25 protein-coding genes and 1 pseudogene are annotated in these 22938 nt (G+C 55.1%); 10 read left to right on the forward strand and 16 right to left on the reverse strand.

Going from position 1 to position 22938, the window contains the following annotated elements:
• Window positions 1-18: 18 nt before the first annotated feature.
• Together ACPOL_RS32275 and ACPOL_RS32280 are read right to left on the reverse strand one after the other, a co-directional pair.
• Window positions 19-624: a general stress protein gene (locus ACPOL_RS32275; protein ID WP_236657629.1), complete on the reverse strand. Its 606-nt coding sequence runs from the start codon at window positions 622-624 to the stop codon at window positions 19-21.
• Between the two features lie 38 nt (window positions 625-662).
• On the reverse strand, window positions 663-1061 hold the full coding sequence (locus ACPOL_RS32280; protein ID WP_236657630.1) for a BON domain-containing protein: 399 nt from the start codon (window positions 1059-1061) through the stop codon (window positions 663-665).
• 360 nt (window positions 1062-1421) lie between these two features.
• Between ACPOL_RS32280 and ACPOL_RS33335 the strand changes: the two genes are divergently transcribed.
• The 3 genes from ACPOL_RS33335 to ACPOL_RS32295 all read left to right on the forward strand — a co-directional run bounded on the left by ACPOL_RS33335 (window position 1422) and on the right by ACPOL_RS32295 (window position 4603).
• Window positions 1422-1736, forward strand: coding sequence for a hypothetical protein (locus ACPOL_RS33335; protein WP_161557704.1), 315 nt, complete (start codon window positions 1422-1424; stop codon window positions 1734-1736).
• A 772-nt stretch (window positions 1737-2508) separates the two neighbouring features.
• On the forward strand, window positions 2509-3600 hold the full coding sequence (locus ACPOL_RS32290; protein WP_161557705.1) for an alpha/beta fold hydrolase: 1092 nt from the start codon (window positions 2509-2511) through the stop codon (window positions 3598-3600).
• A 487-nt stretch (window positions 3601-4087) separates the two neighbouring features.
• Entirely contained in the window at window positions 4088-4603 is a 516-nt protein-coding gene (locus tag ACPOL_RS32295) for a sigma-70 family RNA polymerase sigma factor (protein ID WP_114211459.1), read from the forward strand.
• 1137 nt (window positions 4604-5740) lie between these two features.
• On the opposite strand, the gene ACPOL_RS32310 is transcribed toward ACPOL_RS32295, so the two are convergent.
• The 7 genes from ACPOL_RS32310 to ACPOL_RS32340 all read right to left on the reverse strand — a co-directional run bounded on the left by ACPOL_RS32310 (window position 5741) and on the right by ACPOL_RS32340 (window position 11304).
• Complete coding sequence (locus tag ACPOL_RS32310; protein WP_414633414.1) at window positions 5741-6208, reverse strand: YidB family protein; 468 nt, start codon at window positions 6206-6208, stop codon at window positions 5741-5743.
• The gene (locus ACPOL_RS32315) at window positions 6192-6776 is read right to left on the reverse strand and encodes a YsnF/AvaK domain-containing protein (RefSeq protein ID WP_114211463.1); all 585 of its coding nucleotides are present in this window, start codon (window positions 6774-6776) and stop codon (window positions 6192-6194) included. The genes ACPOL_RS32310 and ACPOL_RS32315 overlap by 17 nt, the downstream gene beginning before the upstream one ends.
• Window positions 6777-6833: 57 nt before the next feature.
• On the reverse strand, window positions 6834-7622 hold the full coding sequence (locus tag ACPOL_RS32320; protein WP_114211464.1) for a YsnF/AvaK domain-containing protein: 789 nt from the start codon (window positions 7620-7622) through the stop codon (window positions 6834-6836).
• Window positions 7623-7658: 36 nt separating this feature from the next.
• A complete protein-coding gene (locus ACPOL_RS32325; RefSeq protein ID WP_114211465.1) occupies window positions 7659-8165 on the reverse strand; it encodes an OmpA family protein in 507 nt (168 codons plus the stop codon).
• 31 nt (window positions 8166-8196) lie between these two features.
• A complete protein-coding gene (locus tag ACPOL_RS32330; protein WP_114211466.1) occupies window positions 8197-8943 on the reverse strand; it encodes a YsnF/AvaK domain-containing protein in 747 nt (248 codons plus the stop codon).
• Between the two features lie 565 nt (window positions 8944-9508).
• A complete protein-coding gene (locus tag ACPOL_RS32335; protein ID WP_114211467.1) occupies window positions 9509-9931 on the reverse strand; it encodes a response regulator in 423 nt (140 codons plus the stop codon).
• Window positions 9932-10827: 896 nt separating this feature from the next.
• Entirely contained in the window at window positions 10828-11304 is a 477-nt protein-coding gene (locus ACPOL_RS32340) for a DUF1501 domain-containing protein (protein ID WP_236657631.1), read from the reverse strand.
• 41 nt (window positions 11305-11345) lie between these two features.
• Between ACPOL_RS32340 and ACPOL_RS35330 the strand changes: the two genes are divergently transcribed.
• A complete protein-coding gene (locus ACPOL_RS35330) occupies window positions 11346-11519 on the forward strand; it encodes a hypothetical protein (RefSeq protein ID WP_236657632.1) in 174 nt (57 codons plus the stop codon).
• A 378-nt stretch (window positions 11520-11897) separates the two neighbouring features.
• Here ACPOL_RS35330 and ACPOL_RS32345 read toward each other — a convergent pair whose 3' ends face one another.
• The 3 genes from ACPOL_RS32345 to ACPOL_RS32355 form a co-directional block, all read right to left on the reverse strand.
• Window positions 11898-12452 (reverse strand): carboxymuconolactone decarboxylase family protein, encoded by a 555-nt coding sequence (locus tag ACPOL_RS32345; RefSeq protein ID WP_114211469.1) that lies wholly within the window; start codon window positions 12450-12452, stop codon window positions 11898-11900.
• 42 nt (window positions 12453-12494) lie between these two features.
• Window positions 12495-13364 carry an NmrA family NAD(P)-binding protein gene (locus ACPOL_RS32350; protein WP_114211470.1) on the reverse strand — a complete coding sequence of 290 codons (870 nt, stop codon included), beginning with the start codon at window positions 13362-13364 and terminating at the stop codon, window positions 12495-12497.
• Window positions 13365-13442: 78 nt separating this feature from the next.
• Entirely contained in the window at window positions 13443-14054 is a 612-nt protein-coding gene (locus ACPOL_RS32355) for a DJ-1/PfpI family protein (RefSeq protein ID WP_275066531.1), read from the reverse strand.
• Between the two features lie 225 nt (window positions 14055-14279).
• On the opposite strand from ACPOL_RS32355, the gene ACPOL_RS32360 reads away from it, so the two are divergent.
• Window positions 14280-15221 carry a GlxA family transcriptional regulator gene (locus ACPOL_RS32360; RefSeq protein ID WP_114211472.1) on the forward strand — a complete coding sequence of 314 codons (942 nt, stop codon included), beginning with the start codon at window positions 14280-14282 and terminating at the stop codon, window positions 15219-15221.
• Between the two features lie 81 nt (window positions 15222-15302).
• On the opposite strand, the gene ACPOL_RS32365 is transcribed toward ACPOL_RS32360, so the two are convergent.
• Entirely contained in the window at window positions 15303-16316 is a 1014-nt protein-coding gene (locus ACPOL_RS32365; RefSeq protein ID WP_114211497.1) for a DUF5597 domain-containing protein, read from the reverse strand.
• Here ACPOL_RS32365 and ACPOL_RS32370 point away from each other — a divergent pair.
• The 5 genes and pseudogenes from ACPOL_RS32370 to ACPOL_RS32395 form a co-directional block, all read left to right on the forward strand.
• The gene (locus tag ACPOL_RS32370; RefSeq protein WP_236657633.1) at window positions 16292-16645 is read left to right on the forward strand and encodes a hypothetical protein; all 354 of its coding nucleotides are present in this window, start codon (window positions 16292-16294) and stop codon (window positions 16643-16645) included. The two genes, ACPOL_RS32365 and ACPOL_RS32370, sit on opposite strands and share 25 nt — an antisense overlap.
• A gap of 713 nt (window positions 16646-17358) precedes the next feature.
• Window positions 17359-17730 (forward strand): single-stranded DNA-binding protein, encoded by a 372-nt coding sequence (locus ACPOL_RS32380; protein WP_114211475.1) that lies wholly within the window; start codon window positions 17359-17361, stop codon window positions 17728-17730.
• Window positions 17731-18107: 377 nt separating this feature from the next.
• Window positions 18108-18854, forward strand: a complete 747-nt coding sequence (locus ACPOL_RS32385; RefSeq protein ID WP_161557708.1) for a helix-turn-helix transcriptional regulator — start codon at window positions 18108-18110, stop codon at window positions 18852-18854.
• Between the two features lie 80 nt (window positions 18855-18934).
• The gene (locus tag ACPOL_RS32390) at window positions 18935-19357 is read left to right on the forward strand and encodes a DUF6640 family protein (RefSeq protein WP_114211477.1); all 423 of its coding nucleotides are present in this window, start codon (window positions 18935-18937) and stop codon (window positions 19355-19357) included.
• Between the two features lie 34 nt (window positions 19358-19391).
• Window positions 19392-19965, forward strand: a pseudogene (locus ACPOL_RS32395) (nitroreductase family protein); the annotation flags it as partial.
• An 8-nt stretch (window positions 19966-19973) separates the two neighbouring features.
• Here the strand turns inward: ACPOL_RS32395 and ACPOL_RS35335 are convergent.
• The 3 genes from ACPOL_RS35335 to ACPOL_RS36770 all read right to left on the reverse strand — a co-directional run bounded on the left by ACPOL_RS35335 (window position 19974) and on the right by ACPOL_RS36770 (window position 22913).
• Window positions 19974-20183, reverse strand: a complete 210-nt coding sequence (locus ACPOL_RS35335; RefSeq protein WP_236657650.1) for a hypothetical protein — start codon at window positions 20181-20183, stop codon at window positions 19974-19976.
• Window positions 20180-21310, reverse strand: coding sequence for an AI-2E family transporter (locus tag ACPOL_RS32400; protein WP_114211478.1), 1131 nt, complete (start codon window positions 21308-21310; stop codon window positions 20180-20182). Before ACPOL_RS32400 ends, ACPOL_RS35335 begins: the two co-directional genes overlap by 4 nt.
• Before the next feature lie 1411 nt (window positions 21311-22721).
• Entirely contained in the window at window positions 22722-22913 is a 192-nt protein-coding gene (locus tag ACPOL_RS36770; RefSeq protein WP_114211480.1) for an XRE family transcriptional regulator, read from the reverse strand.
• Window positions 22914-22938: the final 25 nt, after the last annotated feature.

Consider the following 22938-nt stretch of genomic DNA (forward strand, 5'->3'; position numbering starts at 1 on the left):
TAGCAGGGTGAGAATTGCTTAGCGGATGACCTTTTCACGGTCAACCACCACGCCCCTGTCCAGCTTCGTGTCGACCTGGCCGGAATCCACTCCGTGACTGCTGACGGCCTTCTCGCCCGAAGAGGAGATATCCTCCGCTCCAGTAGCCTTTAAGATGTCCTTGGCTCTTGATACCTCTTCCGAACTATCGCAATGGATCGAGATCAGAATACCTCCATCCTTTACACGACCTTCATAGCGTTTGGCTTCGTATTCTGGAATGCCGAGACCCACCAGGGCGCCTACCAGGCCGCCGACCGCGCCCCCAATACCCAAGCCTGCCAGGGCTCCCATGATCGGCCCAGCTGCGATGAGCGGCCCCACTCCGGGAATGGCCAAGGCGCCGATACCCGCGAGCAGCCCGAGTGTTCCCCCAACTGTCCCACCCACACCTACACCAGTGGCTGCGCCCTCGGGAGCCTTGGTGTTCTTCTCCGCCGCGAAATCCCTCGAGCCCTGATTGTCGGACATTAATACCGAAACGTCTTGATTTGAAAAACCGCCGGCAACAAACTTGTCAACTGCCGCCTCTGCAGTTGCCCTGTTTGAATAAATGCCAAATGCTGCTGTGTTTTTCCCTGCCATGGTAAATCTCCTTCTGCGAGGCCTTCAGAGCGCCGCAATTATTGTTTGACGGTGATTTGGTTAGTGACCTTATCAGGGCTACCGACGACTTCTGCCGCTTTAGCAGCGATGCTCTGCTTCTCGTCCTCGGAATGGACTGGTCCCTTCAAGGTGACAGATCCATTGAGGGTGATGATCTTTATATTGTGGCCGTACATCGAAAGCGACTTGTCGGCAATAATTGCCTGTCTGATCTTCTTGGTGATCATTCGGTCCGATGTGGCTTCGGATTGCTGGTCGGCGGTTGTGGCCTGCGTTTTGTTTTTCGCGGAATTATCTGGAGTTTGAGCGGCTGGCTGATCCTGGCCGAAAGACGCACCCGTCATCAGGAGCGTGGCGCCTAGAGCCAGGGCCGCCATGAGGCGGAATGTTGGAGCTGAGAGACGAACGATTTTCACGATGTTCTACCTTTAGGGTTGAAGGTTTCAAGAGGTTCATTTGCCGTATGGATAATGCGTCATACACGAAGCCGTTCAGGTTCTGGACGCCCATCGATTTCGTTCAACGGCCCCGAGTGGGAAGCTCACAATCAAGGTTAGGTTGCTGTCCTATCGAAAATATGATCTTTTATTTCACTAGACTTGATGGCCCGTCCTTGGGGTTCTGTGCTCGCACCGAGCGTCACGGCACCGGATGTGTGCCCGGTCACTATGCCCAAATTCTCAGGTACGATGGCCTTCTGTTCCGGTCTGGTTTGGAACGTGGATTGGGCTGAGTGTCAACGCATCCCCGAGCAAGCGCCTTAGTGCTTCGATCAAATGATTTGGCTGGGAATCGATTATTTCCGACGGATAAACGTTATCCGTATCCATTCTGTTCTCGATCTTAAGGATCAGAAGATGTGGATACCTCTCCCGAAGCCTCTGGTCAAGGCCTTTTTGTTCGATGGTAGAATTCCGGCCTATCAAGATGAGATCAAAGTGCTCCGTTTCAAGCAGTTTCAAGGCGGCGTTATCCGAATCAACGGCTGCCACCTCATAGCCGGCGTTGTTAAGCAACGCCACTCGAGTGGTCTGGAGGGGTGGGTAATGAGCAACGACGAGAATGCGCTGGGACAAGGTTCGCCTTTGTGAGTAAAACTACCAGATCGATCTATGACGACCGCTGAGGTTCCCGAACGACGAATGATTTCACTCGAAGCGAGAAGCACCTCAATCAAAAAGATGAAGAACCTAACTGGTAGGCTGCTTCTAAACGCTCCAGCAGCAAAAATTATTTCGAGCAAAAAACGACCGAGTCATTGATCTCTCAAGTGCGAGCGTCTCGAAAACAGTTGCAAGCGCAACCACTCAAGAGCCTCGCTTCCCGCAAAGGAGGCTAGACAGGCGACAAGTACTTTTGCTGCATAAGACGGCACCGCGAGAGTGTTTCTTCGCCTTTGTTGAGGCCGACCTGAACACGGCTGCGATTTGCTGAAGCTTGTGGCATCGCTGCTGATTGTAGCGCATTGATCCTTGCAATTCGGACGGCGAGGCGGGCGGCCGATTACGACGCTCGTCTGAGCAACAAAGACCTGGAGAGGAAATCCACCACGCCATCAGCATGCCTTCAAATACAAATCCATCTTTTTCCTAGCGAAATCAGCCTTGGCATGGAGTCACGGATGAAAACGCGCCGTGCTGAGCCGGTTCTTTCGCCCGAGGGCAATCGCTCAGCTTTACGCATCCAACGGCTGAATAGGATTAGCGGGTGTGGTGATTCTGACCACTGCGCCTAAAGGGAACATTCTTGATAACCCCCGTCTCACTACTCTTCGGCTTTTTTATAGGGCTGCTGTCTTTGCTTTTCCCGATCTTGGGTGCCTACTTGATTTATCGCGCGATGCACCCTCCGGAGCGCCGCGTTATGACGACACGAGCCGATGAAAAGGATCGGGTTCCTACGCCTGAAGTGCTGGTTGAGACCCGCGTCTTACGTTGGCACGAACGTATCCGAGAACCATTGATTTGGGGCCCTTTGACCCTCGGCGTCTTCCTGCTCCTCTTGCCATTGATCGGCCTCCCTCTCATAGCATCAGCCTTTCCCGTCGGGAGCGACGAGCCCAAAGCGATGTATGGCGAGGTACACACGCTGAAGCGGGCAGACGGTACGACCATCCACGCTGAGATCTTCGGACCGCAGGATGCGCCGGTGCTCATCTTCACGCATGGCTGGAGCACTGACGAAGCAGAGTGGTACTACGCCAAGAGGGAGTTGGCCGGGCGCTTCCGCATCATTACCTGGGATCTCTCCGGACTTGGCCGCACCGCGCCCTGGGCAGACCAGAACGTCACCCTGGAGCGCATGGCGACCGATCTCCATCAGGTCTTGACGCTCAGCAACGGCAAGCCCGTAATCCTGATCGGCCACAGCATCGGCGGCATGATCAATCTCACCTTCTGCCATCTGTATCCCCAAGAGCTTGGTACGAGGGTCGCGGGAGTTGTCGAGGTCGATTCGAGCTACACCAATCCGGTGCGAACGACCCAGGGAAGCCAGTTGAATCTCGCCCTGCAGAAGCCGGTTGCAGAACCGATCCTGCACGCAATGATTCCGCTGTCCGAACTCGTTCGGTTGATAAATCGGCTCAGCTATCGCGAAGGCCTACTGTACCTAAGTAACGCGCGGAGCGCGTTCGACGGGACTGAGACCCTAGGTCAACTGGATATGACCTCGCGGTATCAGTTCCTATCTTCTCCCGGCGTAGTCGCGCGCGGTACCTTGGCGATGTTCCATTGGGACATGACGCCGGAGCTTCGACTTATTAAGGTTCCCGTACTGATGATTGTCGGTCCCCATGACACCACCACCCTGCCAGCTGCGAGCAAAACTATGGCAAACACAATAGCGGGGGCGCAATTAGAGGTTCTTTCGACTGGAAAACATTATGCACTGCTTGAAGACCATCAGAGCGTGGATTCGGCGATCTCGTCCTTTGCCACAGCCATTCTGCATTGATATGGCGGTTGGCAAATCCTCTATTCGCGACTGGACTTGACCACATGGGCCCAAATGCTGCTTCCGTAAGGTCGGTAATGAAGTAAGCGAAAATAGCGAGAGCGAGCGCCAGCCAGACACGTGGCGAGCGCAGGCTGCTCGTTTCCAAACCTTCCATTGTCCGCTCCGCAGTTCAGTTGATTATCGCCTGCTGCCCCTGCAGGAGCACGTTAGAACGAAGGTACCGATATCATGATCATCTCGCTCAGCGTCAATGAAGCGGACCGGGAAGCTCTTAGAGCCGCAGTTTCAGGAAATACACGCGTTGTTCAGCTTCCAAGCCTCTGTATGCTAAAGCCGCGTCGGTTTTGGCCGGCAACGCCGGCCCGGCCAAAGCTTTCTACGAGGAGAACCGAAATTATAGGTGAAGGAGTTGCGCCAATTGTCTCATAAATGTTGTTGTACGGTGGTCTTTGCCACTTAGCACACAGGGTAGAAGATAGGGACAATGTTTACCCCTAAGACAACAACATCCACTGAAGCCTTTGGAATTGAGCACATTGACAGTCTTTATCGATACGCAATGGTGCTGACGCGCAACCGTGCGAATGCCGAAGACTTGGTGCAGGAGACATACGTCCGGGCGATGGAGGCGTTTAGCCATCTACAGGAAGACAGCAATGTAAAGGGATGGCTTTTCACTATTTTGAGGAATCTCTGGCTAAACGAGCTTCGCAAACAGCGAACCGGACCACAGCTTGTTGAGGTTGACGCCGATGCCCATTTGTCCGATGGATTGGTGGGGAGCAGTCAAAGCGCTCAAGAGATACTGGAAAGTGAAGAGGACGCAAAGCGGGTAAGGGCGGCGATAGACAAGCTGCCGTCGGAGTTCCAAGAGATTCTGGTCTTGCGGGAATTCGAGGAGCTCTCCTATCGGGAAATTGCCGCAGTTCTTAGCTGTCCTGCGGGCACGGTGATGTCTCGCTTGGGCCGCGCACGTGCCAAGCTACGGATGTTGCTATGACCCGCGCCGCAAACTGAGCCGCAGAGGGTGGAAATGTCGGGCTGAGTGGCCCCATGTCAGGCTCCGCTGCAGAGAGACGAGCCTGGGGGCCGCAGCAAACTGCCATACTTTACGGGGGCCCTTCAGAATTCGGACTACACAGTGCACTTGTATGTTGAATCTGTGGCTGACCGTTCGTACGCAGATCTGAAAGATCGAGCTTAGCTATGGGTCGCCACTCCTGCTGTTAGTAGCTCGAATGTGGGACAGGATAGCTTGAGCAAGTTTCTATTGGCCTCCCTCAAAGCCCGGAGATTAGTGGAATTTTGAGTACTTTAGTGACGTTTGCACGAGCGGAGGGTAGGTAATCGTATTCCAAATCATCTATCTTCAATCCCATGAACATCGCGAAGTGAAAAGAAATCGTGGCGACGATGGCTATCTCAGAAGAGGAGAGGGAACTCGTAACCCAGGGTTGTCTCGCATTATTAAAAATGGGCTGGCCGCCCGCCTATATTGATAGGCAGATGTGCAACCGGGCAACCGCAGGGCTGGTGCGCCGCTATTGGGGTCTATCCAATTGGATCGCCTATTGTCGCGAATGGGGGATGGAGGCTCCAACAATCTCATCCATCATGCGTCCGTTCTGACTGGCGAACCTCGCAATTCCGTCAAGCATCACAGGAGCAATCGAATTTGGTCCCCGGAGCTGGCTGTTCACTCGTCCTACCAAGCCCGCATATAAGGCATTTGTCGCTTCTAGAGTCGGCAGGATGCTTGGTAGCTTATCCGCCCTCCTGCCCCTGTTGAGCAAGCTGGCGATTTTCTTCAGCAGTTTCCTTGGGCCCACAATGGCCGAAGCAAAGCGCCAGGCTCCATTTTCATCTGAAGACCTTGGGCCTGCTTACAGACCACTCAGTCACGACAGGCACTAAGAACGCGGAATGGTGCGAAAGGACTTTGCCGGTGCGTTGCCGCCTCGGATTCATCATCCCGGTCTTCGTCCAGAAGCGAGGCGTTCTGAAAGTTTGTTTTAGAAACCTGGTCTTGCAGAATTAGGTTGAGCAAAGCCTTGTGAACGTAAATGCGCTCCTTGTATTCGACATACCCTTGCTTGTCAGGTCTGTTCGCCAACGGAGGGAGTTGCCCGATAAAGGGTTAGACTAACTTGCTCAGGATTTGCGAGGCCATGCCACCAAATCCACTCTGGGGAGGTGCATTTTGTCCTCCTTGCGTGAAATGGGCGATCACCATGGGAAGCACGGTGGCCATGGCGGTCTGAGCCACTTGGGGCGAAACTCCAGACTTTTCAGCAACGCGCTCTATCAACCCTGTTCCTCCCAACCCTTGCTGAACCTGTTCCGGGGTTGCCGTAGGCTGCTCCCCGGTGGCCCAGCCCTGAACATGATCTTCCATGCCCTGCTGCTTAAAATTGTCCAGGAGTCCGGCCAAACCACCCGGATGTTCGTCGAGCGCCTGCATCAAGCCGCTCGCCACCTTGGACCGTGTTCCGCCAGCTTGCTCCCCGGCCATACCCTCAATCGAATCTAGAAGTCCCATCGTTATTCCTCCGGTTGTTCGATGCATCCAGTGGCAAAGCCGCCGGCAACTAGCTGTCCCGCTCATCCTGCTGCAGATCTTTGTTCTGTAACCCGGAACGTTCCACAATTACATCCTCGACATGGATCTTGACTACTTGAGGATTTCGGGTGGTGACGGTCTGTCTGGTTACCCGGACTTCTTCACGCAGCAGCAGTTTTTTGTGCACGACCACAACCTCTTCCACGACCGGATAGATAGTGGTCTCGCCCTCCTGACGGACTTGAGGCGCGGTTGCGATCTCTAGGCTCAAAGGCACGCGTTCAATGGCGTACGTGGTGGCGGCCAGAGGCTCATCGACAAGGACCTCGCGCTCCTCGACCACCTTCTGCAATCGAACTGTTCCGGTAACCACCTCTCGTTTCTGAATATCAAGTTCCTCTTCCATGACCGGAATAACCAGACCCTCCGCCTGCGAGGATGAAGTGGGCTGGGGAACAATGGCGGCGCTGAGATAAGAAAGGAGCACGCTGGTTGGAAGACGGATGACCTCGCCGCTCTCAAGCGTGAGCACGGTTTCAGGACTGGCTGGATCGAGTCTGCCGAAGACGGTGCCCAGACTCGTCGCAGCATGGGGTGGAAAAGAAGCACTCATTCACAACTCCGCATTTAAAGGTAAAAGGGCGGAGCGAAATCGCTCTGCCCTTCTAGGTTATCGATCGTACTTGGTTGTAGTTTCAGTTCCCGGAATGTGTTCGACGTCGACCTCGGTACGCCGGACCGTATCCCGAACCGCTTCCGTATGTTCCGTGCTCTCCTTGCCGACGAGCACTTCTTCGACGACACGGCTGGTCTTGCCCACTACAGCTTCTTCCGCCGTTTCAGTGAGCTCAATGACATCGCCGTTGACATTGCTGAAATCCGCAGCTGTTGCAGCTCTATTGACTGGCCGCCGCGACACAACGACATGTTCTTCACGGAGAGCCACTTCAGCCTCAACCGGCCGTTCGGTAACACGCGAGTACACCCGTACGCCGCCGCGCTCCACCTCCCGCTTGCCGACCACCAGCTGCTCTTCGACGATAGGGATCGCAGTGAGTTCCTCGCTATCAGCGACGCTTGAGGTTCTCGCAAGCCCACCGCCAGCAGCGCTTTCATCCACGTGGCGGGCGCCATGTTCTTCTAGAAGCTCAGCAACTTCGTCCGCTTCCTCGTCTTCTTCAACCGTCACGGCCACCAGGGCGCCGCCTTCAGTCACGCTCTTCTCGTAATAAGCCTGTTCCTTGTCATCCCCGCCGCCCAAAGAATGAAAGAAACTGCTGATCTTCTCGCCGATGTTCTTCCCGGCGGCTTGAATGCTGGACGACGAGGTTGTGGGACTGCCTTCATCATTCGCCATCACTTCGATGTTCTGCGCGCTCAACCCGGTCTCAATCAAGGCCTGCTTCACGCTTTCCGCTTTGCCGAAATTTGCAAACACTCCAACGACTGTCTTCGCCATAAGATCTCCTTTGAAAGATGAACTTCGTGATATGGTTTACTGCTGCTGAAAGAGCTCGACCCGGCGATTGTCAGCCTTGCCGCTTTCCGTAGAGTTCGGGGCGACGGGTTTCACTTGTCCAAATCCGGCTCCCGTCAACCGCGATTGCGGTATCCCCTGTCCAACGAGGAACTTTTCGACAGCCGCGGTTCGCTGCTGCGATAAAGCATCATTGTGCTCTGGGTTGCCCGTACTGTCGGTAAATCCCTCGACGCGGAGGTGGAGGTTTGGCTGCTGCTTCATCGCAGCCGCCGCCTGAGTGAGCGTTGCCTGCGCTGCCGGGGTCAAGGCTGCGCTATCCGTATCGAAGTGAATGGCATCGAGATTCGGTGGGGTGACGGGAGCTGTGACGACTGGTTCCTGGGTGGTGGCCACCGGCTCATCATGGTGACGGGTGAAGTAGTAAGCGAGGATTGCTAGCAAGAGAAGAAGAGGCAAAAGCCAGTACCAGAGTGGCATAGCTTTTTTCTTTTCTTCGTAAACTTTGACGCGTTCTGTCGGCATGTCGGATCTCCCTGAGACGATTTCCGTGAGCTTACATACTGCGTGGATCCGAGCTGCGATCTGTTCCGAGTCGCTCAACCTCGACCTCGGTCTTTCGGAGGGTGTCGCGAACGCGCTCGGTGCGCTCGGTCGTCTGTTTTCCTACCAGGACCTCTTCCACGACATGGGCCATTTTGCCAACAACAGGCACTTCCGCCATCCCGGTCAGTTCGATCGTTCCTTGGGTTTTGTAGTCCGCTTCCGTTGCCGGCCGATTGACGGTACGATGCTCGACCACGACATGCTCTTCGCGGAGGTCTACCGTGTGGGCGACTGGCGTCTCGACAGTATGTCGAAAGACGCGCACGCCCCCACGCTCGACTTCGCGTTTGCCGACGATCAAGTTTTCCTCAATCACGGGAACGACCGCAGCTCCAGTGCCGGGCAGAATAGCCGCAGTTGGCGCTACTACTTTCTCATCGATCTGAGAGGCGGCGTGCTTGCGAAAAACGGCTTCGATCTTGTCGGTCAAGGATTCTCCTGCCGCAACTCCGACAACGGTACCGCCGTCATTAAGGCCGGTGGTGAGCATTCGCATGTCGCTGTCCGGAACCTTTAGCTCAGCAAAGAAGATCTGGTTTGTTGCATCGCTGCCCTCGTTGCGCGCCGTTGCTCCGCCCATCACGGAGATGGCGCTTTGTGGCACACCGGCCTCTAAGAGATCGCGCACGGCTGCTCGCGCATTGTCATTGTTGTGAAACAGGCACACTAGAGTTGTCTTTTCGGGGATTTCTGCCATATCTGCTCCTGGATGCAATTGCACCTTTTCTGATGAATGGGGGACCTATCCTCAGGCTGCGAATGCGCAGGAAAGGATTATTACTAAGGAATTTGAGCGGAGATTACCTGTGGAAGATCAAAGAAGGTGGAATTATGGCGTTCGGTTCGATTCCTTCGGCTCATCTTCCCGTGTACACGGTAAGAAGCAGAACCCTGGATAAGGTTGCTAAAATCGTCACCTCGACGGCACTTGCGAGCTCTGACTTATATCTCTCCAAGAAAGAGTGACTTCGCGGCAGGGAGGGCGAAAAAGCCCCTCCCTGCCGACTTTTGCCTGTCTCTCTACGCCGATTTCCTCGCGACGACGCCGAATACATCCCTTTCTTTGGAAGTGTCCTCGTCAGGCAGAGTCGTTCGCAAGAGCCACTCTTTAACCTTGTCTGCCCAAGGCGGCTTTCTCCCGTAGTGCCGCTCGCACCACTTCACCATTCCCGGATCGAGCCATCGGCATATATCATATTTGCTGCTGTCAGGCTGGCGTTTAGGGTCATAACTCCCGCTTCGGCAAATTCTTGAACGGATATTTATTCCGCCCGCACGACCAAAACTTCTTGAACAAATGGCGAGTTTAGTCCCTCTAAATTGCGCACGGCGCACAATAGGTCAGCCGGATGGACAGGTTTGGTAAGGAGGGTGAAGTCATGTCCCTTCGCGCGAGCTTCAATGAGCAAATCAGCCGTAGCCGCTTGTCCAGAGAACAACAATATTTTGCACTTAGGCGCTGCCGCTCTTATCTGGATGGCCAGGTCGACACCTGTGATTTCGGGCATTATTACGTCGGAGATCAGCAGATCCGGCGGTTCACTTTTTGCCGCCTCCAGCGCTTTTATGGGATTGGTGAATGCATCTGCCGCAAATCCGCTTCGGGACAAGATGATCGCTAAAGTTGAGGAGATTGCGAACTCGTCATCCACGACGAAGACGCGAAACCTCTGCGATTCGGACATATAGACCTCGTTCAGCAAAACTGTTCGTTTCGCTTGGTTGGGTAGAAAGCGTTATCCGCCTCTCACAACTCAGGTTCGTGAGGTCTGATCGCAGGAACGCGGTCAAGGAAGATACGTTATTAGGCTCGATTCTCGGCACATTGTCCAGAAAAAGGTGCTACAGCCCATATATATCAACATATTCGCCGAATAGTGTTCACGAGCCCACCACACTTCAGGCAGGTGAGCCATTCAGTACAGACTTCGTCCTCGACTTGCATCAAGATGATGGAATGCTAAAGAAAAGGAAAGAACCTACGGCAAGGGAAAAGGCGACCCTTCTAAGCGTTATGAAGGAAATGGACGAGCCGCGATTAGCGGAGTCTGTCCGCAAAGAATTGATCGGAGCGGAGGAATTCCGAACTTTCGTTCCCGTCAAAACACCTGCGCTCAGTCATGCAAAACGACATTGAGTAAGCGCTCCGAACTCAGTGCAGCCCCTATCACTAAAACTGTCATTTCTAGCTTTTCAGTTCGTTTTGAGGTGGTGCTAAGTACGGCACGTGAGCAGTATTGCTCAGCCCCCGCCATCTTCTGGCCAATGATTGTTTAACACCTCGGCGAAGTGAATCTAAGAAAACAAGGCTCCTCCCGGAGCCGTTTTCTTGTGCCTGTAGATTGAAACTGATTCATGAACAGATAGCACTGACCAACCGAACCACTAAGCTGCTTTAAAGTTAAAAAGTCTCGCTCAAGAGCCATAACCCTAGGTTTTGTACCCGGTCACTATGCCCCAAAGTCTCAGGTACGATGGCCTTCTGTTCCGGTCTGGTTTGGAACGTGGATTGGGCTGAGTGTCAACGCATCCCCGAGCAAGCGTCTTAGTACTCCGATCAAATGATTCGGCTGGGAATCGATTATTTCCGATGGATAAACGTTATCCGTATCCATTCTGTTCTCGATCTTAAGGACCAGAAGATGTGGATACCTCTCCCGAAGCCTCTGGTCAAGGCCTTTTTGTTCGATGGTAGAATTCCGCCTATCAAGATGAGATCAAAGTGCTCCGTTTCAAGCAGTGCCAAGGCGGCGTTATCCGAATCAACGGCTGCCACCTCATAGCCGGCGTTGTTAAGCAACGCCACTCGAGTGGTCTGCAGGGGCCCGCCGAGAGCGAGAGTGGGCATGGTTCCGGAGACTCTTCCGCCTTTCGCCGCGCCCCAAGCACGAAGAGATTGCTTCCCCAGGCGTGATCGCTTCCCGTTGTTCCCATTGGGTTGAAAGGCGCGGTTGAAGTCCGACATGGTGAACGTCGTCACTTGGTTCGCCACTCCTAGCTCCTGGGTGGCCGCGTAGAAAGCTCCAATCGCCGGGCTGATCACGGGTTCCTTGGCCATCGCCAAGCGTTGTGGTGTCCACAGTGAGGAGTTCGACCTCGATGGCGGAACTGAATGTGAGATTCCCCGGCCTCGACACCGCGACCGCGGACGACGTGAAGAGAGCGATTGACAAAGTTGTCGCCGATCCATCGACCGTCTCCGCAGCTCAAAGCAAGACTGTGAAGCCAGGAATGCGCACCGACGAGGTGAAGAAGTCCCTCGGCGACCCTTGAGCATCCTCATCGTGGATGACGGACGGCAAAGAAACAAACACAAGCGATTTTAGGGAATGCCTGGTGAGAATGTGGTGCGAGATCACCGATCCTCCATACGAATGTCCCACGAGCACAAAGGGGCCGTTGAGGGTTGCAAGGATTGAAGACAGGTACTCCGCGCCAGCTTGGAGGCCGCGCAGTGGCAAAGCGGTGCAATCGTGGTGTAACCCTTGCGCTGTAATTGCCGGGCAACAAGACTCCACAGGGAAGCGTCAGTAATCGCACCATGAACAAGTACGATGATTGGTTGGGAGTTCATGAGTGGGCGGCTTAGGCCCATTGCGTCTTTCCAGCGATGCTCTTTGAACGAGCATCGAACAGATGGGACGATCTCCTTTACGCCTCCGGATTCCAGGATTGCTCCTGGAACTGTGGTTCCAGCGGTGGGTTGGCGACGGTCGCGGCGTAGTTCGTGATGGTTGAAGCAGCAATGATTGTCAAGATCTCCAGGATGTGTTCTTGCTTGAAGCCGGCATCCAGGAAGGTTTGCATCTCTGCAGCAGAGATGTGTCCACGCTTCTCGATGAACTGGCGTGCGAGGACGGAAAGAGCTGCGTGTCTTGGTTGACTTGGCAGTCGACGCTCCCGGATGGCCTTAACGTCTTCGTTCGACACGTGATTCCGGAGGGCCAAGGTGCTGTGAAAGGCAACAGCCCAGGCGGAGGCATTGGCAACCGCGTCCGTAAGCAGGACGACCTGTATCTCGTCTTCGGCGAAACTGCCACTGTGCACATTTGCAAAAACGGCAGCAAAGGCCTTCATCAAGACAGGAGAGTTCGCAATCGCGCCCGCGACGTTGGGGATAAAACCGAACCCGTCCTGCAACTGCTGCAGGGCAGGCTTCGACGCTGCAGGGGCAGAGCTGGGTGTATGAATGGGAAAGGTATGCATGGATACTCCTTGAGTTGACAAAATCCTGACCGGATCAACAGGTTATTCGGACTTTTCTGCGAGAGCAGTTACGGTGGGAATTAGGTCGATCCCGCCTTTGGCCTGTTCCGTCCCAGGAACACCGAAGTGGATCCAACCGCTGTTCAGACTGTCGACCATCTCTATATAGGCACCGGAGCGATCGCCAGGCATGCCGTTCTGGGCTAGTGTGTCGACCCACTGTTCCCGAGGCACGGCGACCGCAGTGACGGGCCGACCCGTCGCCGCTGCAAGCGCGGCAGCTGCGTCCTCGCTCGAGTAAGAAGCGGGGCCGGAGATTTCAATAAATCGATTACGATGCCAGGACTGCAGCAGTGTTTGCGCACCTATGACGCCGACATCCTTTGTGGCAACCATCGCGTAAGGACGCTTGAGCGGCTGATAGAAGGAGAAATAATTGCCAGAGGAACGAGCACCGGAGAGGCTGTACACAAGGTTCTCCATAAACCAGGCGGGGCGAAGAAACGCACCGGGAACCCCTGTGTCTGCCAGCTCCTGTTCGAGAATGCGATTTGGAGTGATCAAACCGAGACCTGAGGGCTGCTCAGCACCCCAGGAAGAAAGAAAGACAGCCCTGGGCGGCTTGGCTGCGATGATCGCCTTCTTGATGGCCGCGATGCGGGCCACGCTATCCGGAAAGCCGGGCTCAGGAACCATGTTTGGCGGGATCATGATGAAAACGCCTTCGACTCCGCGGAAGGCTTCGATTAGGAGATCGTCGTAGTTCGAGGGGACGACTTCGACGCCTCGACCCTGCCACGCCTGCGCTTTAGAAAGATCGCGGACGATACCACGAACCTGTTCTCCGTGCTGCAGAAGCGTATCTGCGACTGCTCCGCCTACATTACCGGTGATTCCCATCACTGCAAACATGTGTGCCTCCTTGGGGTTGATGTTGGATGACTTACAAGCCCTGGCGGTGATCGCATTCCGATGCACGACCTCGGCCGCTTACTTTGCGTAGATTTCGTTCGAATTTGAGTCCTGCCAACCTTTGCCCTGATACTCCAGCAGATATGCAGTCTTCTCGGCTGCTTCCCGCCCGTAGTAGCGCTCTATGACTCGAATCGCGAGATCGATGCCGGACGAGAGCCCGCCTGCGCTGGCGAGATTGCCGTCTTCCACGAACCTGGCTCCGCGCTTCAGGTGGATATCGGGGTACCGCGCCTCAAATCGTGCATATGCGTTATGGAAGGTGGTGGCGGATCTTCCGGCCAACAAGCCTGTATCGGCCAGAACGAAAGCACCGACGCAGACCGCCATGGTGACATCGGTTGCCCTGGTGACGGATCGAATCCACGCCAGCATGGCTTCGTTCGCTCCGCCCTGTGCGGGGATGACGACGACCTTGGGTGGCGGCGCGGTTTCGAAGGTGTAGTTGGGAATGATCTTCATCCCGCCGCTTGCAGTAATCGGCTCAAGAGTCTCAGCGACGGTATAGGTTTCGAATACCTTTCCTTGATGGCCGGGAAGATCGGCGGAGTTGAAGACCTCCCACGGTCCACAGAAATCAATGATCACTACACCCTGGGAGATAGGAAAGGCTACCGGTATAACCCGCACTGCGGTAGGGTTAGCGGATTTGATCTGTCTTTCAGTTGATGTTCGGGTGCGCCGCTGCCAGGGTCCGTGCTCGTCGCAGCTAACACTGTCTCCGTTGGGAGTGACGAGATAACCGGGCCATGACCGAAGGCCGCAGAGCGTGGGAGCAACGTTCGCCTATTCATAGGTATGAGTCTGCGCCCGTGCTAGGATGGCGTAAAGGACGTTGTTCCCTCTAATTGCGCCATGGCTAAAGAGATCGGCTTTCTACTTTATCCCGGTTACCTGCTGCTCGACTTGGCAGGTCCCATGAGTGCGTTCGCCCTGGCAGAGCGTTACAGCCAGCAAATGCCGTATCGCATGCGCATGGTGTCGGTGCCGGGCGGCCCAATCAGCAATAGCTTCGGACTGTCCGTTGAAACTTCTTCCCTGAATCGGAAGCGCTTTGACACTCTTATTGTGGTTGGAGGCGCGCGTTGGCTGCTCAAGCCGTCGGACAGCGCTGCAATTCGATCTGCATCGTCGAAGACAAGGCGTACGGCGAGCGTTTGCACAGGAGCTTTTGTTCTGGCGCAATGTGGGTTGTTAGATGGACTGCGTGTCACGACTCATTGGCGAAGAGCGGCCGAGTTACAGCGTGAGCATGGAGCAGTGCGCGTAGAAAGCGACGCAATCTTCATCAAAGATGGCCGCGTCTGGACTTCCGCAGGCGTGACCGCCGGTATCGATCTGGCGCTCGCCATGATTGAGGAGGACTACGGTGCCGCTATAGCTCTTGAGGTCTCTAGGGAGTTGGTGGTTTATTACCGCAGGCCCGGCGGCCAATCACAATTCTCCACAATGTCTGAAATTGCACCCGAAACAGACCGCATCAGGATTGCCCTGAGCTATGCGAGGGAACACCTGACGCAATCGCTCTCGTTGGAGCGGCTCGCGGAAGTTGCCCACTTGAGCCCTCGCCAGTTCGGCAGATTGTTCAAGGCTGAAACAGGTGAGACGCCGGCCAAGGCCGTGGAACGGCTAAGAGCGGAGGTTGCACGAAATCGGGTTGAGAATGACACGGAGCCAGTGGAAAGTATCGCTTCCGCTGTGGGATTTTACGATCCCGAACGCATGCGGCGCACCTTTGTGCGGCTTTATGGAGAGCCCCCACAGTCCCTCCGGCGAAAAGCGCGGCGTGGGTCCTAGTAGTCTATTTACGCATGGTTTTGCATAACGAAGGCACACTGGGATGAGTCCTCTCAAGGGACTGAGGCTCACCGCGTTCGCTCACGAGCTTACTCTTGCCTCTAAAAAGCGAGATTGTACGATCCAGGATACCGACGTGAGTGCCTTTGTGCGGGCGCCCTGTTGCAGTCCTGTGGCGGAACTAGAATCGGTCCAAAAGGATGCGAACCGCAACAGGACGGTCCTGAAAAGGAGGGGGCCTTCCGTATCCCCTCCGGCATGCGGTGCAGAGTTGCTTCTAGCCGGGACTGCATGTGGGTCGGGAAAACGGATACTGCGATCCGTCTCGTCGCCATTGAGGATGCGAATCCGATGCCACTCCTCTGGCGCACCTGACGCCCTAGATGGGGTGAAGTAACCCTCTTCGGCGCTGAGGATCTGCATTCGAATGCCGGGTAGATAACCGGGACGGTGGAAGAATACAGCTCCGCCAATGCCGGTTACCAGGTACTCATTGGGGTTCATCTGAGCAATCAGCATCCGACCCGACTTGTCGGATGAGCCAGGAGCTGCCTCACCGTCGCGCTGCGGAAATCCGAATCGGACTTCGGCAACCCAGGCTCCGCTTTGATCCGCTGTGCGGGTAGCAACATTGCCCGCCTCTCCGGGAGAAACCATCGCGTTGGCGAGAGTGGAAATGTCGATGAGCGCATCATCCGCTGGAGGCGAACTTGCCCCGAAAGAATTTCTAGCATTTAGAGGTGTACTGTTTGGATAGAAGATTACCTGTTGGTCAGCGCCTCCTGCAGCTTCGATCATCGTCTTGATCTTGCCCGCGAAGTTGAGTTTCGCCAGCGTACGATCCATGGAGCCCGCAAGGGCATAGTTTGCAGCATGTACCCTGGGCACAACTCCGTCCGGCAAGCGTCCTACCCAATCGATTCCAAAAGGGGAAAAGCCTATGGCTCCCCGACCCAGCGCCGCGAAGAAATAAGGCGCATATTCATTTCCCTGGCCGGTCTCTGGGATCCAGAGTGGATTGTCGGGCCGCGCATACGTGTCCAGAATCCCCAGATAAAAGGATGGATCACTTGAATACAGGTCGGGGCCAATCAAGCGGCGCGGCTCGCGACTACTCGACCGACTCAAATCGCGAGTTTGGAGAACAGGTGCCGGCTGAGCTTGTCAAAGCGCTCGGAAAGCGTCCGGGACGTGGAGCGAGGTATTTCCCGGTGTGGCGGATGAATCGTTTTAGGCCTGGGCATCAGGCTCGCTACGTAAACGCAGTAGCCGAAGCGGGTAAGCGCGAGTTCAACATTCCGTTCTACTGCAACGTGTGGCTCGCTTATCCTCCCGCAGCACTGCCGGAGCGTCATATCGCAGCACCCGGTATTGGTTATCCCTCAGGTGGCCCAAACCAGTTCATGCTGCCGATATGGAAGTGAAGCCGCACCGAAGGTCAGTCACCCCGGCCACGACACACACCCGCGTCCCCGTTCTAAGCTCAATCACCGAAGAAGATGCTCCAGGATGATGCGCGGCGGCTCCGCGTGCGGAGCTCCATCGACGGTCAACAATGCCTTACCGGGAAACTCCACGTGAATGGAACCTGAAGCCGACTTGCTTCAATCTTAGGAGAAGCTTCGTCCACAGCATCGTTCGCGATCTGCGCCGGCAACAGCTTCACTCCGCTGTTACCATTCCAGCCCCCCAGACGAGCCGCGTACATCCGGAGAACCATGGACAAGGCGAGAAGATGGATCGAGCGATAGGATCGAATTTCGTACTCGCCTTTGTCGTTCTTACCAGCAAGGGAGGGTATGATGACTCCCTTCAAGTTTTCTGGGCGGTTTTAGCTTCTGCGACTTGCGCCATGAGAGAAGTCTGTTGAACAGGAAAGCTCCCTTCCGGTTTGTCTCTCTGTCTGCGTTCAGCGTGCCGCGCTCAGTACACCCACGCCCTTCGGACGCACGCTCTCCTTCCAAGAATCCGCTGAAGCGCCTCTCACGAGGTGCGGACTCCTCCCCCATAGCAAGTCTGGGGCCCCTTCCGCAGATTCTTTCCACTCGCCGAGGGAGTGGGTCGCGACGGCACACCCTCCGGGCAAGCGTGTACCGCAGACAGCGGACACAACCAAAAGAAACGGAGCCTAAACACCATGTACAACAAAGTCATTCTCATCGGCCGACTCGGACAGAACGCAGAAGCCAAAACCGCCCAGAACAAGAACGAGTACGTCATCCTCTCAATCGCCACCCAGGAGAGCTGGAAGAACGACAAAGGCGAGTACGAAACCCGCACCGAATGGCATCGCGTCTATGCCTGGAAGAATCTCGCAAAGTTTGCCAGGAACCTCCAGAAAGGGCAGCTCCTCAGCGTAGAGGGGAAACTGAAATATCGCGAGGTCGAAAGCGACGTTCAAGGCACTCCCTTCAAGCACACGATCGCCGAGATCCAGGCCATCAGCATGAAGCGGCTTTCAAAAGTAGAGGCAGCCGATGACCCCACGGACGGGGCCGACGACGAGTAGTCGTCGGCTAGAGGTGGACGGGCAAGTAGCTCGTCCACCTTGTGGTTTGATCCACAGTGACATATTCTCCTTTTGTCCGCTATCATCGACTGTGTTCCAAGGCTCTACATCCCGCATTCACGACTTCGTCGTCCGCTGCAAAGTGGAGCGCTGTCGATATGGCACTAGAGATTTAGCGCCATCCCAGAGATGATTAGGAAGTGGAAGCAGTTCTCATTTCCGCTTTCCTAGATCTACGACCGAGAGCGGGGCGCGGTATACCCTTGTACCGGGACGGGCTCTATGTCACGCATCCAGGCGCTGGACGAAATCACGATCCAACTAGGAACTCCGTCCCTACTCCGTTGGTGGACGCTCCTTACGGAGGATCCGCAGCGGTGGTTCGCTTCCGACATCGTGGCGCTGTCATAAACCTCAGTGCATCCCGCACTTTCCGCCTTGTATTTCAACTTTCGTCAAGTCAGGTAAGCCGTGAGGGAGTAGAAGCGGACTCATCCGGCCATGTTGTGCGGGCAGGAACCGTCATTACGTCTTTCACAGAGCGGCCGGAGCGGATACGCGTTTTCGGGGTTGCGGATACTCTCCATCTGCTGTTCAGCCCTGAACTCGCAGCCACATGCGGGGCAAGACCTGCTGATGCTTCGCCGCTTACCTATCGTGAGCTGCAGGCCTCGGCTGCCCAAGCTTTGGTAGCCTCTTCCGTTCATGGGTCGGACGCCCAACTGAAGAAAGCTGTCGTTGCCCTCGCGAAAAGCGTTGCCCAAGGGCACAAGCAGACCCAGAGGTCGGCCGGGGGTCTTGCGCCTCAGGCAAGACGAGCCATGCTCGATCTGTTGAATAGACACTTCAGCGACGGCATCTCCGTTCCTGAGCTTGCAGATGCCGCTCGTCTCAGCCTCCATCACTTCATCAAAGTCTGCCGTCAGAGTGAGGGACTAACTCCCCACGCGCTGCTGATGCAAAAGCGGATCGAGTGGGCGATAGAGCTGCTACTTGATGGCAGGGCGTGCGTTGATGAAGTCGCGGTGCTGGTCGGCTTTGCTTCCTCATCGCATTTTGTCAGCACGTTCCACCGGGCGGTTGGGGTGACGCCTGCCACTCTGCGGAGTGCGGCGCGGGAGTAAACATCTCGCCCATCGTTTGGCCGCTATTTCTCGATATTTCTCTTAGGTTAGAGTTCATCTGAACTTGCGGGAGTCGGAATATGGCTATCGCGAAATGGATTGTGGCATTTGTAGCTGTTTACGGTTTTGGTGGAGTGTTTGCTGATTTCGTGGTTCCTGCCACTGCACGCATGCACATGAAGAATCCACACTGGCCGCCTCACGCCAAGTTCCATAACGGCCAGACAATGCTGATGGGTGTCTTTGCTGGCACCCTGTCGCTCTGCTGTGTCTTCGCAGTACGTCCCCTTACCTTGCCTTGGTTTTTCGCCGGAACAGCAGCCGCATCGCTCTATTGGGTGGGATTGGCTTTTGCTCAAGTTTTCCCGGGGACAGCATGGCACGACCCCGAATTCGACGCGGAGGTCTCCCACCCGGTGGGACTCGACCCGCAGCAACTGCTCGGCTACATCCTGTGCCTTCTCCTGATCGTTGCGTTGGGGTTGGCATTGTGGCTGCGATGAAGAACTCCAGACGACATCGATCAGAGAAGACCTTATGAACGTGAACGGAAGAATTGCCGACTATCCCATCGATCCTGTATTTCTTGAACGTTGGTCCCCTCGTGCTTTTACCGCGGAGCCCACCGCCGAAGAGATGCTTTTGACGATGCTGGAGGCAGCACGCCGGGCAGCCTCATCGTTCAACGCACAGCCTGGCGCTTTATCTACGCTCTGCGCGATACGCCGCACTGGAACTCATTACTGGGCCTTCTGATTCCGTTCAATCAGGCATGGGCGAAGCAAGCATCGGCTCTGGTATTCGCGGCATCGAAGACAACATCCGCTCCCCCAAGACGGGCGAAGAACATCCATCGCTGACACACTCGTTCGACACAGGAGCTACGTACGCATGCATGGTGCTGCAGGCTCAAAAACTAAACTGGTGAGCACACGGTATGGTCGGCTTCGATCACGAGCGCGCTCGTGTGGTGCTGTATGTTCCCGACGCGTTTGCATTGGAAGCGGTGTTTACCATAGGACGGGGAGATCCATCTCGTCTGGACGGAGCCTTACAGACGAGGGATAAACCAAGCGACCGTCTGCCTCTCACTCAACTGGTTTTTGAAGGACGGCAGCATCATCTTCGCCGGCGCATGACAAATAGAATTAGCAAGATCATAGAGACAACGCCCAAACCGCCGGGCCAGAGAAACCACCCTCCTCCGCTGCTGTATCCGCCCACTACCATGCAGCCAGTAAGCGTTACTGACAGAATGAGTTCCACGGCAAGAATGCATGCTGGAGCTGCCGACTGCAGAACCTTCAAATAAGGCTTTGAATCCATCATTCGTTCTCCTCGTTACTGAAGCTCTTCACATTTGAAACGACATGGACAGCTCGACCGTTTATTGGAGGCTGGGGGACCAGAGGTGCGTCCGTGCGTCTTACACCACGACTCATTCTTCGCCACAGGATCCGCAGAGTGGCGAGAACCGGAACGGAGATCAACGCTCCAACGACTCCTGCGATTTCCCCGCCAGCGAGCACTCCAAATATCTGAACGACCGGTGATATTTCGAGCGATTCGCCCATAATCTTCGGCCCGTTTACGTAATCCTGGACCACTCGCCAAATTCCCAAAAAAATAATCAGCCAGATTAGATGGGGATAGCTGGTGAGAACGGCAATGGCACAGATGGTGACGGCAGCCACAGCCGGCCCTACAACTGGGATAAATTCGCAGATCCCCGCCATGGGTCCGAGTATGAAGGCATACGGCACCCTCATGAAGCTCAAGAATACCGTGTAGGAGACCACAGTAAGTGAGGCGAGGATCAACTGCGCACGAATATAACTGCCAAGCATGACGTTTACGTCGCCTATTATCCCGCGAAGCGTACTGCGGTCTCCTGCATCACTTCCTAAATCGACGATCTCTCTGGCAAACATCTTTCCATCTTTCAGAAAGAAGAGACTGAGGATCGGAATGAGGATGAGCCACCACAGATGCTTTACCGGCTCGGCGAGCTTTGCTCCTACAGCACCTGCGTATCCCAATATTTCGGAACGATGCGCTAGGAAGAACCTTTGAATCTGAGCCTGGTGATCTTGGCTCCAGCCGTGCTTTCCGCTTACCTGCGTCACTAATTGACCCGAGCTGATTCGATCGAACAGTGAGGGCAGGCTGATCGCAAGGGATCTTCCTTCCTCCAGGATTCGTGGCCCGATGGCAAACCCTAGACAAGTCAAGATGGCAATCAACGAAAGGTACACTACGACAATTGCCTTAATCCGACCTTGAAGCCGCAGTTCTAGGCGTCCCACAAGCGGCTCTATAAAGTAGGCAAACAGAATTGCAAAGAGGAACAAGGTAAGAGTGTCGCGGGCACCGTATAGTAAGGCGAGCATAGCCGCGCAAAGGACAATTGTACAAAGAATTCGGGCTGTCGCTGGATCCCAAAGCTTACCGAGCATAAAGCCTTTCTGGAGGGAGGCGAAAATGTTCTCTCATCAAGGATTGTTGCACTCCAGCCTCAAGATCGGCAGCGGCGGCACTGGGAGCGGCGTGCAAGTTCTCTTTACCAGACCGACGCCCTCCCTTCGTGGAGAGGCCGGTCGACCCGGACCCGGTTTGGTTTCCGTCCCGCGGAATTCTCGAACTGCGAGCTAGTAGGTTCTGGTCGGAACGTCAACGCCGTGATTGTTCAGTTCCGCCGTGTTCTCGGTGTGCGTACTGACGGCTTTTTCGCCCGACGACACAATATCCTTCGCCGGCTTGTTTAAGGATTTCGTGGCCCGGCTTATTTTCTTCAGAATGTTCCCAATGAACAGAAACCACGCCCCTCATAACGCTTCGCTTCGTACTCAAGGATTCCCATTCCACCCCCTGTATATCGGCCTTGAGAACAGAGACGTAGTCGTGGGAAAAGCCCGCCGTGCGCAATTGATCTACAGCCGCTTCTGCTGCACTGTGTGGCGGTGATGAAGCTCTCTTTGCGAAAAAAAAGAATCAATCCGCGTTGAGAGCAGCGTACGATCGCGTTCGGGTCTATACCTGCAGCGTTTACGCAGTAAATATGTTGCGTGGGGTCAATGAAGAGTTGCACCGCTATGTTAACTATTTGACATAGCGTTAAGCGCCGGGCGAAGCCGTTACATGAAAGGTTGAATGCCTTTGGCTGTTTAGTACATCCAACAAAAACCTGACTCCGCGGAAACGCTTGATCGAAAGAATCACGCTCAGCAGGAGATCCGGCTCGCACTCCGTTGGATCAACCGCTCCCTCAACATGAGATCCTTCGAAATTGTTTTGCTTGGAATCAAAGGCCCAAACTGTCGTTCACCGCCACCGCGATCTCCTGCTCAGAACCCAGATGACGTTCCGTCGTCTGGATAGAGGAGTGTCCCAGCAAAAACTTGATCTGCTCGATGTCCCTTGCCGCCTTACGGCAGAGGGAGGTCCCACTTTGGGTGGGACTATCGCAGACTTTCCCTCATCGAAAGCAACGTTGAGTCTGCCTGTTCAGTCCTGTTCTTTGTCAGTATTTTTCGCTCGGCCGGTTATGAACATGCCAACGACTCCAAGGACAAAAGTCGTGAAACACGCGATCGCTACGGCAATCTGACCCAGATATAAAGCCCAAGGACCGATTGCACTCAAGAAAGCTATAAAGCCCAGAATTTGGCCTCTACCTTCGATGGAGCGACCGCTTCTTTTGTCGGCCGCTTCCGACTCAATGATGAGTCTGACTTTCTTCATGGCCTGAAGCACCCGGTGCGCGTCGTCTTCGAAGCAACGCTGCGCTCCACGATCTAGGTTAGGCCTATGATCTTGAACGCCCGTTGGCACGGCTTGACGATCTCTAACCGCCAGCGTGACTCGTCGCTATTCTTCCTGAATATTTGATTCGGCCGAGGGCTTGGAATTGGAAGCAGGCCGATGAAATGACGGAGCCGAAACGCTAACCTCTATGAGCAGTCCAACGTGCGCTGCAAAATTAATCAATGCGGAAATACTGAGCTGTGTCAGTCTACCAGCGAGTAAATGGCTTATTGAAGCTGGAGAAGTCTGGAGCAGTTTCGCTAGTTCGAATCCTTTAAGG

This window comes from Acidisarcina polymorpha, from assembly GCF_003330725.1.
Taxonomy (GTDB): domain Bacteria; phylum Acidobacteriota; class Terriglobia; order Terriglobales; family Acidobacteriaceae; genus Acidisarcina; species Acidisarcina polymorpha.

Excerpts from the sequence above, each read along its gene's own strand:
- ACPOL_RS32275 (WP_236657629.1), bottom strand. The coding sequence starts at position 624 with ATGGCAGGGAAAAACACAGCAGCATTTGGCATTTATTCAAACAGGGCA.
- ACPOL_RS33335 (WP_161557704.1), top strand. The coding sequence starts at position 1,422 with ATGATTTGGCTGGGAATCGATTATTTCCGACGGATAAACGTTATCCGT.
- ACPOL_RS32290 (WP_161557705.1), top strand. The coding sequence starts at position 2,509 with ATGACGACACGAGCCGATGAAAAGGATCGGGTTCCTACGCCTGAAGTG.
- ACPOL_RS32295 (WP_114211459.1), top strand. The coding sequence starts at position 4,088 with ATGTTTACCCCTAAGACAACAACATCCACTGAAGCCTTTGGAATTGAG.
- ACPOL_RS32310 (WP_414633414.1), bottom strand. The coding sequence starts at position 6,208 with ATGAGCGGGACAGCTAGTTGCCGGCGGCTTTGCCACTGGATGCATCGA.
- ACPOL_RS32315 (WP_114211463.1), bottom strand. The coding sequence starts at position 6,776 with ATGAGTGCTTCTTTTCCACCCCATGCTGCGACGAGTCTGGGCACCGTC.
- ACPOL_RS32320 (WP_114211464.1), bottom strand. The coding sequence starts at position 7,622 with ATGGCGAAGACAGTCGTTGGAGTGTTTGCAAATTTCGGCAAAGCGGAA.
- ACPOL_RS32325 (WP_114211465.1), bottom strand. The coding sequence starts at position 8,165 with ATGCCGACAGAACGCGTCAAAGTTTACGAAGAAAAGAAAAAAGCTATG.
- ACPOL_RS32330 (WP_114211466.1), bottom strand. The coding sequence starts at position 8,943 with ATGGCAGAAATCCCCGAAAAGACAACTCTAGTGTGCCTGTTTCACAAC.
- ACPOL_RS32335 (WP_114211467.1), bottom strand. The coding sequence starts at position 9,931 with ATGTCCGAATCGCAGAGGTTTCGCGTCTTCGTCGTGGATGACGAGTTC.
- ACPOL_RS32340 (WP_236657631.1), bottom strand. The coding sequence starts at position 11,304 with ATGGCCAAGGAACCCGTGATCAGCCCGGCGATTGGAGCTTTCTACGCG.
- ACPOL_RS35330 (WP_236657632.1), top strand. The coding sequence starts at position 11,346 with ATGGCGGAACTGAATGTGAGATTCCCCGGCCTCGACACCGCGACCGCG.
- ACPOL_RS32345 (WP_114211469.1), bottom strand. The coding sequence starts at position 12,452 with ATGCATACCTTTCCCATTCATACACCCAGCTCTGCCCCTGCAGCGTCG.
- ACPOL_RS32350 (WP_114211470.1), bottom strand. The coding sequence starts at position 13,364 with ATGTTTGCAGTGATGGGAATCACCGGTAATGTAGGCGGAGCAGTCGCA.
- ACPOL_RS32360 (WP_114211472.1), top strand. The coding sequence starts at position 14,280 with ATGGCTAAAGAGATCGGCTTTCTACTTTATCCCGGTTACCTGCTGCTC.
- ACPOL_RS32380 (WP_114211475.1), top strand. The coding sequence starts at position 17,359 with ATGTACAACAAAGTCATTCTCATCGGCCGACTCGGACAGAACGCAGAA.
- ACPOL_RS32390 (WP_114211477.1), top strand. The coding sequence starts at position 18,935 with ATGGCTATCGCGAAATGGATTGTGGCATTTGTAGCTGTTTACGGTTTT.
- ACPOL_RS35335 (WP_236657650.1), bottom strand. The coding sequence starts at position 20,183 with ATGATGGATTCAAAGCCTTATTTGAAGGTTCTGCAGTCGGCAGCTCCA.
- ACPOL_RS32400 (WP_114211478.1), bottom strand. The coding sequence starts at position 21,310 with ATGCTCGGTAAGCTTTGGGATCCAGCGACAGCCCGAATTCTTTGTACA.